The following is a 14,791-nucleotide window of genomic DNA, read 5'->3' on the forward strand; positions in this document are numbered from 1 at the left end:
CACATGCCGATGTTCAAAACCAACAGTGACCGCTTTGACCCCTACAAGACCTATAAATTCCTGATCAAGTTCGAGCCCGGCGGCGATGTGGTGGCCGGGGTCAGCAAGTGTTCGGCCCTCAAGCGCACGACCGAGGTGGTCAAACACCGCGAAGGCGGCGATCCTTCGACCTCGCGCAAATCGCCCGGCCAGACGGAATTTGACGGGATCACGCTGGAACGCGGGGTGACCCATGACAAGCAGTTCCAGAACTGGGTCAGCAAGGTGTGGAACTTTGGCGCCGGGCGCGGGGCCGAAGTGTCGCTCAAGGATTTTCGCCGCAACCTGATCATCGAATTGATGAACGAGGCGGGGCAGGTGGTGCTGAGCTATAACCTTTACCGCTGCTGGCCATCGGAATTCACCGCCTTGCCGGATCTGGATGCCTCGACCAGCGCGGTGGCGATCCAGACCCTCAAGATCGAACTGGAAGGCTGGGAATTGGACGAAGGACATCCGGAGCCCAAAGAGCCCAAGCTTGATTTCGCGGAGTGATGCATGATGTTCGAAGCTCCGTCACGGCTCGGCGCGTCAGCGTTGATCGACCTGTCGGAAGCGGCGGCGCGGATGTCGCCTGCGGCCTGGTCCGTCGCCTTGTTGCGCGCTGGGTACCCCGAAGCCCAGCCCGCTGACATATGCGCCCTGCCTTTAGGCAGCCGTGATCAGCTGGTGGTGGCGCTGCGCGGGGTCAACCGCGGCGCCTCTTTTCGCGCTGAACCCGAGTGCCCGGACTGCCATACGATTTTCGAGCTGAGCTTTTCTGCCGAGCAGGTTGGCTATGGCCACTTGCCCACCGCCGACCCGGCCTTTCAAGAGACCGAGATCGACGGCAAGACCGTCCTGCTGCGCCCCGTCACCTTGGCGGACCTTCAGGCAGTCGAACAACTGCCCACCCCCGAGGCCGCCGCTGCGCATCTGGCAGAGCAGGTCACCGGCGGACGCATCGCCTTGGGCCCGGCGCTCAGCGCGGCGCTTGAGGCGCGCGATCCCTTGGCGGATATCTGGGTGTCTTGCACCTGCGCGGAATGCGGCAGCGAACAGGCCATCGCCTTTGATCCGGTGGCTTTCGTGGCGCACGAGATTCGCCAGATGGCGCAAAGGATCCTGCGGGACGTGGTCGAGATCGCCCGCATCTTTCATTGGTCCGAGCGTGATATTCTGGAAATGCCCGAAGCCCGCCGCGCCTTTTACCTTTCAGAAGCGCTGGCATGAGCCGGTTTCTCGACCATATCGCCGCCAAAGGGCTTGGCGCCTTGCCCGCGCTCAGCCCCCGGCAACCTCAGCCGTTTGAGAACAGCCAAGGGGAGGAGACTTTTTTCGACACCTCGGCGGATGTTGCTCCGCTACGCAACAGTGGACTCAGTGAGAGATCAAATACGCCCGCTCACGCGCCTTTGACGCCCGAGGCGCCGACGACGCCATCGGTTCATGCGCCTCAAAGCCCAACTTCTCATCCGTTGCACACTGCGCCCGCCACCCCGACGACCGCCGCTCCGACTTTGGCTGCCTCGGTTTCGGCGCCGCGTGCGATGCGCCGCGCGGCTGAAGGCACCGCCGCCACCACCCCGACCGCAACGCCCAGCGCCGCGCCGCGCGCCACAGCGCCCACGGCAGCCAGTCAGGCGCCCGGGCCTTCCCAGATGACCAACCCGGCGTCCCCCAGCCAACCGGCGCCATTGCAGGCCGCCATCGACCCTGCGCCAACGGCGATGCAATCCACAGATCCCATACCTCTTGCACCGCCCGTGGTGGAACCTGCCAAACCGCCAGAACGCGACCAGCCCATGATGGACCGCGCGTCCGAACCCGCGCCCGTCGCTTCGCCTCTGGCGCAAGCCCCCGAAACGCCGCGCGCTTTGGTTGAGACAGATACGCCTCCCAAACCGATCTTGCCGCAGCCCCCGGCAGCGGCCCAACCCTCTGTCCCGAAGCAGGCCACGCAGACGGTCATCGACGTGCAGATCGGCTCGGTCGAGGTGATCTTTGACGCACCGCCGCAACCAGCCCCGCAACCGGCAAAACCCATAGGCCAGCCGGGTATCTCGCTGGATGAGTTTCTCGACGGAGGGCGCTCATGAGCAATGTGCTGGCCATTCCGACAGTGACAGCCGCCTTTTCGCGGCGGCTATTGGAGGCGGCCAGCACGGCGGTCAACAACGCCAATGTGCGCGTCGGCACACCCTCGGCCAAACTGGCAGAAGACGCCAATCCGCTGGTCAATCTGCACCTGTTCCGGGTGGCGCCGAACCCGGCTTTGGTCAATGCCCATCTGCCCACCCATAATTCTCAGGCAGGGCAGGTTGCCCGGGCGCAGCTGGCGCTGGATCTCAACTATGTGCTGACCTTCTACGGCAGCCATGACACCTATGAGCCCGAGCGCATGCTGTCCGAGGTCCTGCTTTCGATGGAGACACGCCCGGGTCTGGGCCCCAATACCGTCAAGGCGGCCATCGACAATACCGCCGTGCTGGCCGGCAGCGATCTGGACAAGGCGCTGTCGCGGCTGCGGGTGACGCGGCAACTGCATAATATCGATGAATTCTCCAAGATCTGGTCGATCTTCTATCAGGTGCCTTACGCGATCTCGCTGGTCTACGAGGTCAGCCATGTGGTGATCGAGGAACAGACCAACCAGGCGCCGTCGCTTCCTGTCGCCATGGTGCGCAATTGGGTTGCGCCGCTGGCCAACCTGCGACTGGACAGCGCGACGGGGCCGGATGGAAGCCTGCCGGTTCTGGGCGGAACGCTGGTGATCGACGGGCAGGGACTTGGCAAAACCGGGCTGGGGCTTGAGGCTGACGGCATCGCGCTTAGCGGGTTTGCCCAATCGCCGGAACGGATCACCCTGCCACTGACCGCCGCCAGCTTTGGCGGGACGGCCCCCAAGGCGGGTTTGCACCGGGTGCAGGCGGTGATGCCCGGCGCGCCGGACCAACCCGCGCATCTGGCCTATCGTTCAAACGCCATCGCCTTTGCCCTGCATCCCAGCATCGTGCCCGGCGCGGTCACGGCGCCGCCGGGCGGCGACACGGCAACCGGATCGATCAAGGTGACGTTTTCACCTGTCGTTGGATCGGATCAAGAGGTGCGGCTGCTTCTGGATTCCCGCGATCCTGCCAAACCCGGGCAAGTTGCCTTGCCCGGGCGCGCTCCGGTGCCGGACGGAGCGGACGCCGCCCAACTCGATTTCGACTTCAAGGATCTGCCGCGCGGCACCTATCTGGTGCGGGCAGATGTCGACGGGTTGGTCAGCCCGGTGACTCTGGACCCGGCGACGCAACAGATCAACGGACCGGAGGCGGCGATATGAACCTCTGCGATCCGATCATCCCGCTGTCCGAGTCCTTTGATACGGTACGCCACTGGCTGGATCATGGCGCCGAGCGCACCGCCCATCCGCCCCGGACCGAGGCCTGCGAGGTGGCGCGTGACTTTGGCATGGATTTGTTTGGCCGCAACCTGCTGCTGCTCTGCGCCTATGCGACGCTGGAACCCGATGCCCCAGACCGTCTGACCGGCAGCCCCATGGTCACCGTCGGGCTGGCCCTGTCGCATCTGCCCGGCGCCCATTGGCAGGCTCTTTCAGCGGATGCGCCGCTGCGCCGCAGCCGGCTGATTGCCATGTCGGGGCAGGGCGCATTGCCTGCCCGGGGTCTGTCGCTTGAGGAACCGGTGTTGTTTCGGTTGCTGGGCGGGGCGGTTCTGGGGCAGGTATCGGCCGGTCTGTTGGAGCCGATCACGGTGCCCGAACGCCTTGTCCCGCATCGCGCCGCCTTTGCCAAAGACATCGCCCCGCGGATCGGTCTTCCCGGCGATCATGCGCTGCATCTGAACGGGCCGGACACCGAAGGCAAACTGCAGGCCTTTGCCGACGCCGCCGGCGGGCGCGCCTATGCCCTTGGCAGCCATACTTTGCCCGCAACCGCCGGGGAAATCATGGCCCTCACGTCCGAGCTTTGGCGCGATATGCGTCTCGCCGGGGCTGGGCTGGCGCTGATCCATGACGGGCTGAGCGACGACAAAAGCGCCCGGCTGTTTGCCGAAAGCTATCCCGGCCCGTTGGCCATCGTCTCGGCCGAGGCTTTGCCGGTCGGGCGGCGGCGCGCCATGCGCCTTGAGATGCCAGCCATGACCCCCGCGCAAAAGCGCCCTATCTGGGAGGCCGCCCTGGGCGAGATGGCCGAACCGATGCAGCCCGGGTTGCCGCAATTGATGAGCACTTTTGGCGCGCCGCCCGAAACCGTCGCGACCATCGCAACAGAACTGCGTGCCACCATGCCTGGCGCCGGGCCTGATCAACTGGCCCGCGCCGCCTGGGCGGCCTGTCGCCGCGCGATGCGGCCCCGGCTGGACGATCTGGCCCAACGCGTGACCGCCTGCCCAGAGTGGGATGATCTGGTCTTGCCGGAGCGCCAGAAAGCCGCGCTGGCGATGATCCTCGCCCATATGCGCCACCGCGACACCATCATGCACGACTGGCAGTTCGCGCAAAAACTGCAAGGTATGGGCACCGGACTGGCGGCTTTGTTCTATGGCCCATCGGGGTCCGGCAAATCCATGGCGGGCGCGGTTCTGGGCGCTGCGCTGGATCTGGATGTCTACCGGGTCGATCTGTCATCGATCGTCTCGAAATACATTGGCGAGACGGAAAAGAACCTGCGCCGGGTCTTTGATGCGGCGGAAGAGGGCGGCGTATTGCTGCAATTCGACGAGGCCGACGCGCTGTTCGGACAACGCTCGGAGGTCAAGGACAGCCATGATCGTCACGCCAATATCGAGGTGAGCTATCTTCTGCAACGCATTGAATCCTTTTCCGGATTGTCGATCCTGACAACCAACCTGAGGGACAATATCGACGAAGCTTTCCTGCGGCGGTTCCGCGTGATCGTGGATTTCCCCTTTCCCGGCACCGAGGAACGCAAGGCGATCTGGCAGCGGGCTTTTCCTGACGCGGTTCCGCGCGAGGCGTTTGATCTGGCGCGTCTGGCCCAGCTCAACATTCCGGGCGGCGCGATCCGTAACATCGCGCTGGGGGCCGCTTTTCTAGCTGCCGAGCGCGGCGGAAAGGTCGAACTGCGGGACATCCATGCCGCCGCGCGGCTGGAATATGAAAAGCAAGGGCGCAGCATGACCGACGCCGAAGTGCGGGGGTGGTTCTGATGCCTGATCCCGCCCGGATACGCGTCACCATCGCCAATCTTCGCCTGCGCGGCGGCACCTCGGCAGACGCCAATGCGCTGGCCGAGGGGCTGAAGTCGGGTCTGGCGAGCTATCTGGCGGCCAACCCCGGGCTATTGAACGCTGGCATAGGGCAGCCGACATTGCGTGTTCAATTGCCGCAAAACGGCACGGCCCGACAACAGGGGCAGGCCGCTGGCGCTCGGATCGGCGCATCGCTTGGCGCGCCAAAGGCAGGCAAGCCATGAGCGTCGCTGTCGCCACACACCAGCCGCCGGTCGCGGCCCCCGCGCCAGCGGCTCCGGTTGCCGAGGTCAGCGCGCAAGCGGTCGCGGACGCGCCGCAGCGTCTTTCGACCTCTCTGGCTGCGGTGCCGATGGTCCAGCGCAAATGCGCCGCCTGCGAGGCCGAAGACGAACACACCATGGTCCACCCCAAGCTTGAGGTTGGCCCGGTCGATGACCCCTTTGAACGCGAGGCGGATGATATCGCGGATCGCGTTATGGCCATGCGCCACCCCGGTCCCGCCACCGGCGCGGGGCCTGTTGTTCAACGGGCTTGCGCGGCCTGTTCCAGCTCGGACGATCTGGTGCGCCGCCGTGCCGACCCGCAGAAACAGGCGACCGAGGACGACGAGGAAAAGGTCCGGATGCGGGCCAACACGGCTGGCGGCGAAAGCATCGGCGCCTCGGCCTTTCAGCTGACTTCGGGCGGGGCATCCTTGCCCAGTTCGACCCGCCAGTTTTTCGAGGCGCGTATGGGCCGGGATCTGTCGGGCGTGCGGCTGCACAGCGGCGCGGCGGCGGATGCCTTGAATGCCTCGATTTCTGCGCGCGCCTTTACCTACAAGAACCACATCTGGCTCAGCCGCCACGAAAGCGCCGGGCCAACGCCCACCATGGCGCATGAACTGGCGCATGTCTTGCAGCAGACCGCGCCGGGGCCGCTGGGCGCGGGTAGCGCGGTGCTGGCCAAGCGCGATGAAGACGACAGCCTGCGCCGCAAGCCCGTCGTCAAGGTGTTCGGCTATGCGCCATATTGGGATGCGGTAGATTTTGCAGGCAGCGGGGCGCTTGGCAAAAAGAACTCGGGCGAGTTTGTTCACAAGAACTTTTTGCCCGCCATCCAGCAGGTTGACCCGTCGGTGTTTACCGAAGTCTCCATACCGCTGTCCAAGACCCGCGCGCGCGGCAAACAAGCCAAACGCGGCCGGGCTGACCTGTATCGCGGCACCGATGTGGGGGGGAATTTCCGGGCCATCGGCGTGAATTTCCGCCGCGCCAATGATCCGCGCGACCTGAGCTTTTCCGCCGGGCAAAGCAACAACAGCAGCTATCGCCATTCGACCATGGCGCGCCCCCGGCTTTACGGCAAAGCCAAAGAGCTGATCGGCCTGACCGAGGCCCCGGTCAAGATTGACTTGGCGGACCTGAAACCGGCGAGCCAGCTGAAAAAGGGCCACAAGCAGCTTGACGGATACAAGACCGGGATCAATGAAACCCGGCGTTTGTCAAACAAATACGTCGAAGGCCAACATGTCGGCGAAGACCCAATCACCTGGGCTTGGCCCGACATCAACTATGGCTGGATCAATGCGAAAACGCCGGACCCGCAGGATGTCTCGGCCCTTGCCGGTGAAAAGAAACTGGCGATCTATGACTTTGGCGGGTTCAAGGACGACGACGGCACATTCCGCATCGGCACACTGGTCCATACCCCCCCGACCGAGGTCAAAGGAAAGCTGAAAGCGGGCAAGGACGGGAATGGCGTCTATTACTATTGGTGGGAGCCGACCACCGCTCCGCTGACCGGCCCGCCTTCGAAATCGCTGACCCAGTTGTTCCCGGTCAGCAGCGCGATGATCGACAGCCTGAAATACAACAAGCCGGTTGATATTCCCGCCTTGCCTGCCGCCACCCCGGGTGCCGCAACGGTGTCGCCGAAACGGTCAGGCAACGTCAAACCGATCAAGAACAGCTTTGACAAGGAACGCGAAAAGAAGTGGAACAAGGCGCATAAGGGCCTGAAAAAGCGCTTTAAAGAGCCCGATAGCGATGCCGTTGTCACCAACTATTACATGGCCGAGATCGACTCGAACCTGCCATCGGACAAACGCAAGGGTATCGCAAGCAAGATCAATGCGACGCCCGCGGGCAAGCACCTGAAGAAATACCGCGATCTGCGGCTGATGACGGCCCCCTTTGCGCCGATCATGTCGCGCGGGCGCAGGTTGCTTGGTGGCACCTTCATCAAGATTTCCAAGGCCTATGAAAAGATCAAAGCCAAGTTCAATCGCAACGCCACCCCCAAGAACAAGCTAAAGGGCGGCGGTATTCTGGGGGCCTTGATCAAGGTCGCGCTCAAGGTATTGCTGCTGATCGGTCGGCAGGTGGTGGCCGGGACCATGATGGCGCTCAATACACGGCTGTCGAAATGTCTGGACAGCTTCCTTGACGATTTCTTTAGCAAGGGGACATTGGGTGAGGTCAAGAACCGCTTTGAAGAGTTCGAACAAAGCACCGTCGGACCGGTCAAGGACTTTATCAATGGCGGATTGAACAGCCTCAGCGAAAGCCTGTTTGGACCTTACGGCAAGAAAGTCGATGAGGCGCGCCAACAGCTTGAAACCCTGACCAAACGCGCTGGGCCGATCCTGACCGCCTACAAGGTCGTGAAATGGGGGATTCAGGCGCTGGCCTGCGCATCGCCGCCGGTTGTGGGCTGCCTTTGGGGACTGGCCCGCTCAGCCATCGAATGGGCGGCGGGCAAGATCATTCAGACCTGCTGGTTCATGAAAAAGATCACGCCCAAGATCCTCAAGATCGACATCGTCAAGAATTTCATCGGCAACACCTCGAACGAGTTGAGCAAAGCCATTCTTGTCAACGGCGGCGGATTGTTCCCCGAACCGGTCAAAGGCTTCCTCGAGGGCTGCGGCACCGAAGCGCCGACCGTCGCCATGCCGCCGAATGAAACGATCTGTGAAGAGGGCGGCGGGCTGGGGAACAGCCCCGAACCCAGCCCCGAGGCGCAGGCGTTCTGGGAACGCTGGGAAGACCTGCCCGAACCCAAGCAGCAGGCGCTGGAACGGCTGATGAAATTCGCCCGGGTCAAGCAGGATACCCAGGTCGACTGGGAGGCGATGGAGACGCTTCTGGATTGGGCCGAAGAAACCGGCGCAAGCAAGATGAGCGAACTGGCCGCGCAGGCCCGCACCGACGGCGCCGAGACATCGCTGCCAGAAGCGGTGGAAAGCGTGCGAAAGGCCGCTGAAACGGGCGAGAAATGGAAGTTCAAGAAGCCGAAGGAAGGCGGCAAGGGGAAAGGTAAGGGCAAGGGCACCTCCGGCGAGAAAACCGGCAAACTCCCCGGTGAGGATGAAACCAAGAAAGATCAGGGCAAAGGCGGCCCGCCAAGCCAGCCAGAGAGTGATAAAGAAGAGAAAAAAGACAGCAACGCCAATACGTTTGCCGTGGTACGCGCCGATGGCAAAGAGTGGCAGGTCGGGGACTATGGGCGTGATGATCCCATAAATCCGGTCCAGGTCGAGTTCATCGAAATGAAGCCAGACGGCACTGTCGTGAACAGGTTCAATGGGACGATCTACGTGCTCAAGATCGAAACCGGAACGGCCGGAAAATTTTGGGTCACCTACGAGGATCAATAGGGTTTTCCCCGGGAAAGGGACTGCCGAGAAAAATGGAACTGAACTTATGTCGATTGAAGTCAATGGGTTGGACGTCATGAAATGACCAATTTCCCCGGATCTCCTCCGCTTATGAAAGGCGCGATTGTCGGCGTTGATCTGTTCAACCCGATCTCTTCCGTGGCGATCTTTCAGTACAACCCCGAGCAGCTTTCCCGCTCGATCACGCCGAATTACAGTCAGGCTGGTGGCGGCGGCAAGGCCGAGCCCATGCGGCTGGCCGGACCGCCCTCGGAATCGATCAGCGCAAACCTGCAAATGGATCTGATCGACCAGATGGAAGAGGGCAAGAATGGCCCGCTTGGTGGCGGCATCGGCGGCTATCTGGCGGCGATCGAAATGCTGGTCTACCCCAAGTCGATCAATGTGGCGATCAATCAGGCGCTCATGCTGGCGGGCACCATGGAGGTTGTGCCGCCCGCCGCACCGATGACCCTTTTCATCTACGGCGTGCAAAAGGTGGTCCCGGTCAAGATCGAAAGCCTGTCAATCACCGAGACCGCCCATGACACCTATCTCAACCCGATCCGCGCCGATGTTTCGCTCTCGATGCGGGTGCTGACCTACAATGATCTGTCGATGCTGAACCCGGGGTACTGGGCCTTCCTGACCCATCAGGTGGTCAAGGAAACCCTTGCCACGGTGGCCAGCGTCAACAACGTGATCGAAGCCTTTTAGGGAGTTTTGCGATGATCGACCAGAACAGCCGATACGCGGCAGCGACGCAGGACAAGCTGACCACCCCGGACGGGTCCGAGCAAGGCTTTGTCGTTCCGCCGATCTTGCCGCATCCGCAGGATCACAGCGCGGCGCAAACCCATTATGTGTCTGACAGCGACCGCCCCGATACCATCGCCGCCCGCGCTTATGGGCAGGCGACGGCGTGGTGGATACTGGCCAATGGCAACAGCGCCGCGCACCCAGATCAGCTGACGCAGACGGTTGGCGCGCCTCTGGTCATCCCATCGCCCGGGACAGGCGGCACCTGATGGCGGGATTCGGCAACATTCTGGGCATTCGCGCCTCGTTGATGCTGGGCAAGGGGCCGGTGATCGCGCCCGCGCCGCTGAACGCCATGGAGGCGATCCTCGAGATCGAAGTGCGCCAGTCCACGCTGCGCCCCTCGGGGTTCAAACTGGTGCTGGCCGCCGGACGCGAGGGGCCACTGGGTCTTTGGGGGCCGCCCTTTGTCGAAGACCCGAGGTTCCAGAAAGGCGCGCGGGCCGTGCTGACGGTCTGGAATGGGATCAAGCCAACGCCGATCTTCGATGGCATCGTGACCGAAACCCAATACCTGCCAGGAACCGAGAACAATGAGGGCCGCTATATCCTGCTGGGGCACGATCTGACCTGGCTGATGAACCTGGAGGACAAGCGCGAAGAGCATCCGATGCAGGATGAAACCGCCATCGCGCTCAAGATCGCCGGGCAGTATGCGCAATACGGCATCATTCCCACCGTCATCCCGCCCACCGTGATCGACCCGCCGATCGCCGTCCAGCGCACGCCACAACAATGCTGTACCGATCTGGGCTATCTGAAAAAGATGGCCAAGCGGCACGGCTACAAGGTCTTTATCGATCCGGGTCCAGCGCCTGGCGGCAGTATCCTCTATTTCGGCCCGGTGCCGCTGCCCGGCGCGCCGCAAAAGCCGATCTCGGTCAATCTGGGGCCGATGTCCGATGCGTTTGACGTTCAGGTCAACCACAACGGCGCCCGGTTTACCGCCGCCCGGGCCAAGGTGCAGGACAGCGCCACGGGGCAGGTGACGGAACTGCAGATGCCAACCGCGACGACACTGCCGAATTCGGCCATGCCGGACAGCCAGTCGCTGACCTCGGAGATACGCGAAAAGCGCATTGCCACCAGCGGCATGAACGTGGCGCAGGTGATGGCGCGGCTGATGGCTTTGGTCAACGACAGCGCCGAGGCGACCGTCAAGGTTAGCGGCACGATTGACAACACCCGCTACAACGCGGTGCTGAAACCCTATCGCTGGGTACAGATCCGCGGGTTGGGGATGGTCTATAACGGCATTTACGTTGTGGCCGAGGTCCGCCATCTGCTGCGCCCCGGCGACTATCGGCAAACCTTTGTCCTGCACGGCGACGGGGTCTACCCCATGGTGCCGCTTGTGACACCGGAGGTGGCCTGATGATTGTCGTCGACGGGTGCGAAAAGTTCTTTGGCAAGTACCGCGGCAAGGTCGAGGACAATCTTGATCCGCTGGGGCTGGGCCGCGTCAAGGTCAGCGTCGCGGATGTTCTGGGTGATGGCACGATGGCCTGGGCCATGCCCTGTTTTCCCGGCGCCGGACCGGGGGTTGGGCTTTATGCCATCCCGCCCGTCGGTGGCAATGTCTGGGTCGAGTTCGAGCGCGGTGAGCCGGACTATCCGGTCTATTCCGGCGGCTTCTGGGATGCCGGGGATGCTCCGGTTCCCATGGGCCCGACGCAGCAGAATGTCAAAGCATGGGTCGGCGATGGCTTTCGTGTCGAGATCAACGATCTGCCCGGACTGGGCGAACTGACGATCTCGGTCACCACGGCCACCGGGGATGCGGTCCTTTCGGCGGATGCCTCGGCCATGTCGCTCAGCTTTTCGGGCAGCAGCGTCAAGATCGACGCCACAGGCGTCACTGTGAACGACGGAAACCTGAAGGTGCTGCCATGACAACCCCCATCGTGACACAGGGCACCGTCATCACCTGTCCGCATTCCATCCCCGCGACGATCATGGCGGGCGGGTCCAAGCTGTTGGTCGCGGGCACCCCTGCGGCGGTTCAGGGCGACAAGGGCATGGTGTCTGGCTGCCCCTTCACGTTGCCCAACGGCAAACCGCAGCCCTGCGTGACCGCAGAGCTGACCAAGGCGGCCTCAAAGGTGCAGACCGGCGGCAAACCGGTGCTGCTGCTCAACCCATCGGACATGTGCAAATCCGGCGATCAGATCACCAACGGCCCGGTGATCTGGTCCAGCCCCCAGACTAAGGTGCTGGCGACATGAGCGCGTTTTCCTTTCCCTATCGTATTGCCCCGACGGGCCGCACCGCCAGCACGGACCGCGAAGGCCAGATCCGCGATATGGTCGAACAGATCCTCTTTACCCCCAAAGGGTCGCGGATCAACCGCCCGGAATTTGGCGCCGGGATGCATGAACTGCTGTTTTCCGAAAACGCGCCGGAAATCGCGGCTGCGGCGCAGCACATGGTGCAGGCCGGGTTGCAGCAATGGCTGGCCGATGTGATTGAAATCCGGCAGGTCCGCACCGAAGCGGTCGAAAGCATTCTGCGCGTGCATGTGGCCTATGCGCTGATCGGCGATCCTCTGGAGCGGCGACTGGTGGTGGAGGGCACACCATGAGTTGCGAGCGGATCTATTGCGGCACGTCCCTGCGCCGCCAGCGGGTCACCGAAAGTGACGCCGACATGGGCGACGGGCTGCAACTGAACGGCATCGACTTTGTCGAGGTGATTGACCGCGAGGCCCCGGACGATTTCCGCCAAAGGCTGATTGATGTCACCTTTCTCAAGGTCGATGGTGTCGCCGCTTTGACCAAGGAAAATTTCTCGATCCTTGGGGGCACGCGGATCACCGGTATCCGCGTGAATTCGGTTGATCCGACCGCCGAGGCAAGGACCCTGCGCCTGACCCTGAACTGGGCCGGAGATTTTTCTGACTACGACCTGCACATTCACGCCCCCGAAAACCTTGATGAGCCGGTGGCCAACATGGATCGGCGGCTGTCCTGCATCACCTTTGGCTTCAAGGTGGAATGCCCCTCGGATTTTGACTGCAAGCAGCCCGATCCGCCTACGCCGCCGCGCCCGGCCGGTCCGCCTATCGACTATCTGACCCGCGAATGGTCCGGCTTCCGGCAGTTGATGCTGGACCGGATGTCCACCACCATGCCCGGCTGGTCTGAGCGTAACCCGGCGGATCTGGGGGTGACGCTGGTAGAACTGCTGGCCGATGCAGCCGACAAGGTCAGCTGGATGCAGGACGCCATCGGCACCGAGGCGTTCTTTGAAAAGACCCGGTTCCGGCAATCTCTGGTGCGTCACGCGCGCTTGCTGGGCTATCGTCCGAATGAAGGCCGCAATGCCCGCTGTGCGGTGGCCGTGTCCGCGCATGAAGGTGTCGTTGCGCCGGTTCCGGCGATTGCCCGAGGCACCCGCTTTCTGACAGCACCAACGCAACCCGGGCCACCGCAGCCCGTGGTCCTTCCCCGCGATCCCGGGCTCTTCGAAGACTTGCTGGCGCGCGGCGCCATGATCTTTGAGGCGATGGAGGATTTGCCCACCCTGAACCACGCGCTCAACGGTGTTGCCCTGCATGATTGGGGCGACGAAGGATGTTGTCTGCCCATTGGCTCCACGCAGGCGCATCTGCGCAAGGCCCCCGGCGATCTTGGCCTGTCCAAAGGCGATTTGCTGATCCTTGAAGAGCGCATTCCCTTTGGTGGATCGCAGGATGACCCGCCCGATCCGACGCATCGGCAATTGGTGCGCCTGTCCACTGATCCGGTCGAACTCAAAGACCCGGTCTTTGATCTGGTTCTGACCGAGATCACCTGGTACGGCGCCGACGCGTTGCATTTTGCCCTGCCATTGGGGGAGGTGGATGGCCTGCCGCGCGCGGTCGCGCGGGGCAATATCCTTTTGGCAGACGAAGGTCGCACCGTCGATTATGCCCTCAAGGGCGGAGCAGCGGGCGAAGACGAATATGCCTCGGGCGGCGAAGACAAAAACGGGCTCTTGCCCGATGACGGCCCGGGCGCGGCGAAACGCTATCGGCTGGATGCCGCAAGCGTTGTCCGCGCGGCGCCGTTCCATCCCGAAAACGCCCGCATGGCGGGCGCCAGCACCGCGTTGCTTGATCCGGCGCCCGCCGTCGCGGCCGTGGCCTTGGCGGGCGAGGGCGAGTCTTGGGAAACGGTGCCCGACCTTCTGGCCTCCGACCGCTTTGCCGCCCATGTCGCGGTTGAGCCGGGGACGGCGGATGGCGCGGCCTATGTACGCTTTGGCGACGGGGTTCTGGGCCGGGCGCCAAGCACCGAGGACTTTACCGCCCGAATCCGTCACGGCGGCGGCCCGCGCGGCAACATTGGCGCCGAGGCGATTGCCCATGTGGTGACGGCGAATGGTGATGCAATCAAGGCGGTCAGCAACCCCTTGCCAGCCGTCGGCGGCACCGCGATGGAAAGCCGCCAGTCGGTGCAGATCGCGGCGCCGCAAGCCTTCCGTACGCTCAAGCGCGCCGTCACCGTTGAGGATTACGAAGAAGTTGCCGCGCGTCATCCTTGGGTCGCCCGCGCCTATGGCCGTCGGACATGGACCGGCAGTTGGTATACGATCACGCTGGCCGTGGATCTGGTTGGCGGCGGCAAGGTGGATCAAAGCTTTGAGGACGACCTGCGCGGTTTTATCGAAAGCCACCGTCTGGCGGGCCATGATCTCAATATCGTCTCGCCGGTCTTCGTGCCGCTGGACCTGATCTTTTTCGTCTGCGCGCAGCCCGATCATTACGCCGCCGATGTCACCGCTGATCTGCTTCAGTTGTTTTCCGATCGCCCCTTGGCCAATGGCCAGCTTGGGCTGTTCCACCCTGATCTGCTGAGCTTTGGCGGCGATGTAGCGCTGTCACCATTGATCGCGCGGGCGATGCGCGTCCCGGGCGTCGGCTGGATCAGCCTGCGCAACGAAGCGGGCGAAATCGTCGGGCGGTTTGCCCGCATGGACCAGCCCAGGGTCGACTATGGCGATGCCGCTGCGATCCCCATCGCTGCGGGTGAAATTGCGCGGCTCGACAACGATCCCAGCCGCCCCGAGATGGGCCGCATCCGCTTTGTCACCGAAGGAGGGCGCTGA

General features: G+C 63.2%; 14 protein-coding genes. All 14 read left to right on the top strand.

The window, feature by feature from the left end:
• Positions 1-3: 3 nt before the first annotated feature.
• The 14 genes from ACOYQJ_RS06665 to ACOYQJ_RS06730 all read left to right on the top strand — a co-directional run bounded on the left by ACOYQJ_RS06665 (position 4) and on the right by ACOYQJ_RS06730 (position 14,791).
• On the top strand, positions 4-534 hold the full coding sequence (locus tag ACOYQJ_RS06665; protein WP_422905224.1) for a phage tail protein: 531 nt from the start codon (positions 4-6) through the stop codon (positions 532-534).
• Between the two features lie 3 nt (positions 535-537).
• Positions 538-1,251: a hypothetical protein gene (locus ACOYQJ_RS06670; RefSeq protein ID WP_422905225.1), complete on the top strand. Its 714-nt coding sequence runs from the start codon at positions 538-540 to the stop codon at positions 1,249-1,251.
• Positions 1,248-2,117 carry a hypothetical protein gene (locus tag ACOYQJ_RS06675; RefSeq protein WP_422905226.1) on the top strand — a complete coding sequence of 290 codons (870 nt, stop codon included), beginning with the start codon at positions 1,248-1,250 and terminating at the stop codon, positions 2,115-2,117. Before ACOYQJ_RS06670 ends, ACOYQJ_RS06675 begins: the two co-directional genes overlap by 4 nt.
• Positions 2,114-3,349, top strand: coding sequence for a Pvc16 family protein (locus ACOYQJ_RS06680; RefSeq protein ID WP_422905227.1), 1,236 nt, complete (start codon positions 2,114-2,116; stop codon positions 3,347-3,349). Before ACOYQJ_RS06675 ends, ACOYQJ_RS06680 begins: the two co-directional genes overlap by 4 nt.
• The gene (locus ACOYQJ_RS06685) at positions 3,346-5,199 is read left to right on the top strand and encodes an ATP-binding protein (RefSeq protein ID WP_422905228.1); all 1,854 of its coding nucleotides are present in this window, start codon (positions 3,346-3,348) and stop codon (positions 5,197-5,199) included. Before ACOYQJ_RS06680 ends, ACOYQJ_RS06685 begins: the two co-directional genes overlap by 4 nt.
• Positions 5,199-5,465, top strand: coding sequence for a hypothetical protein (locus ACOYQJ_RS06690; RefSeq protein WP_422905229.1), 267 nt, complete (start codon positions 5,199-5,201; stop codon positions 5,463-5,465). The genes ACOYQJ_RS06685 and ACOYQJ_RS06690 overlap by 1 nt, the downstream gene beginning before the upstream one ends.
• On the top strand, positions 5,462-8,884 hold the full coding sequence (locus ACOYQJ_RS06695; protein WP_422905230.1) for an eCIS core domain-containing protein: 3,423 nt from the start codon (positions 5,462-5,464) through the stop codon (positions 8,882-8,884). The genes ACOYQJ_RS06690 and ACOYQJ_RS06695 overlap by 4 nt, the downstream gene beginning before the upstream one ends.
• A gap of 81 nt (positions 8,885-8,965) precedes the next feature.
• A complete protein-coding gene (locus ACOYQJ_RS06700) occupies positions 8,966-9,601 on the top strand; it encodes a hypothetical protein (protein WP_422905231.1) in 636 nt (211 codons plus the stop codon).
• 11 nt (positions 9,602-9,612) lie between these two features.
• A complete protein-coding gene (locus tag ACOYQJ_RS06705; protein WP_422905232.1) occupies positions 9,613-9,912 on the top strand; it encodes a hypothetical protein in 300 nt (99 codons plus the stop codon).
• On the top strand, positions 9,912-11,078 hold the full coding sequence (locus ACOYQJ_RS06710; RefSeq protein WP_422905233.1) for a hypothetical protein: 1,167 nt from the start codon (positions 9,912-9,914) through the stop codon (positions 11,076-11,078). The genes ACOYQJ_RS06705 and ACOYQJ_RS06710 overlap by 1 nt, the downstream gene beginning before the upstream one ends.
• Entirely contained in the window at positions 11,078-11,596 is a 519-nt protein-coding gene (locus ACOYQJ_RS06715; protein ID WP_422905234.1) for a phage baseplate assembly protein V, read from the top strand. Before ACOYQJ_RS06710 ends, ACOYQJ_RS06715 begins: the two co-directional genes overlap by 1 nt.
• Positions 11,593-11,928, top strand: coding sequence for a hypothetical protein (locus tag ACOYQJ_RS06720; RefSeq protein ID WP_422905235.1), 336 nt, complete (start codon positions 11,593-11,595; stop codon positions 11,926-11,928). Before ACOYQJ_RS06715 ends, ACOYQJ_RS06720 begins: the two co-directional genes overlap by 4 nt.
• A complete protein-coding gene (locus tag ACOYQJ_RS06725) occupies positions 11,925-12,284 on the top strand; it encodes a GPW/gp25 family protein (RefSeq protein ID WP_422905236.1) in 360 nt (119 codons plus the stop codon). Before ACOYQJ_RS06720 ends, ACOYQJ_RS06725 begins: the two co-directional genes overlap by 4 nt.
• Positions 12,281-14,791, top strand: coding sequence for a baseplate J/gp47 family protein (locus ACOYQJ_RS06730; protein WP_422905237.1), 2,511 nt, complete (start codon positions 12,281-12,283; stop codon positions 14,789-14,791). The genes ACOYQJ_RS06725 and ACOYQJ_RS06730 overlap by 4 nt, the downstream gene beginning before the upstream one ends.

This window comes from Pacificoceanicola algae (assembly GCF_049341065.1).
Classification (GTDB): Bacteria; Pseudomonadota; Alphaproteobacteria; order Rhodobacterales; family Rhodobacteraceae; genus Pacificoceanicola.

Coding starts and splice junctions, on each gene's coding strand:
- ACOYQJ_RS06665 (WP_422905224.1), top strand. CDS start 4: ATGCCGATGTTCAAAACCAACAGTGACCGCTTTGACCCCTACAAGACC.
- ACOYQJ_RS06670 (WP_422905225.1), top strand. CDS start 538: ATGATGTTCGAAGCTCCGTCACGGCTCGGCGCGTCAGCGTTGATCGAC.
- ACOYQJ_RS06675 (WP_422905226.1), top strand. CDS start 1,248: ATGAGCCGGTTTCTCGACCATATCGCCGCCAAAGGGCTTGGCGCCTTG.
- ACOYQJ_RS06680 (WP_422905227.1), top strand. CDS start 2,114: ATGAGCAATGTGCTGGCCATTCCGACAGTGACAGCCGCCTTTTCGCGG.
- ACOYQJ_RS06685 (WP_422905228.1), top strand. CDS start 3,346: ATGAACCTCTGCGATCCGATCATCCCGCTGTCCGAGTCCTTTGATACG.
- ACOYQJ_RS06690 (WP_422905229.1), top strand. CDS start 5,199: ATGCCTGATCCCGCCCGGATACGCGTCACCATCGCCAATCTTCGCCTG.
- ACOYQJ_RS06695 (WP_422905230.1), top strand. CDS start 5,462: ATGAGCGTCGCTGTCGCCACACACCAGCCGCCGGTCGCGGCCCCCGCG.
- ACOYQJ_RS06700 (WP_422905231.1), top strand. CDS start 8,966: ATGACCAATTTCCCCGGATCTCCTCCGCTTATGAAAGGCGCGATTGTC.
- ACOYQJ_RS06705 (WP_422905232.1), top strand. CDS start 9,613: ATGATCGACCAGAACAGCCGATACGCGGCAGCGACGCAGGACAAGCTG.
- ACOYQJ_RS06710 (WP_422905233.1), top strand. CDS start 9,912: ATGGCGGGATTCGGCAACATTCTGGGCATTCGCGCCTCGTTGATGCTG.
- ACOYQJ_RS06715 (WP_422905234.1), top strand. CDS start 11,078: ATGATTGTCGTCGACGGGTGCGAAAAGTTCTTTGGCAAGTACCGCGGC.
- ACOYQJ_RS06720 (WP_422905235.1), top strand. CDS start 11,593: ATGACAACCCCCATCGTGACACAGGGCACCGTCATCACCTGTCCGCAT.
- ACOYQJ_RS06725 (WP_422905236.1), top strand. CDS start 11,925: ATGAGCGCGTTTTCCTTTCCCTATCGTATTGCCCCGACGGGCCGCACC.
- ACOYQJ_RS06730 (WP_422905237.1), top strand. CDS start 12,281: ATGAGTTGCGAGCGGATCTATTGCGGCACGTCCCTGCGCCGCCAGCGG.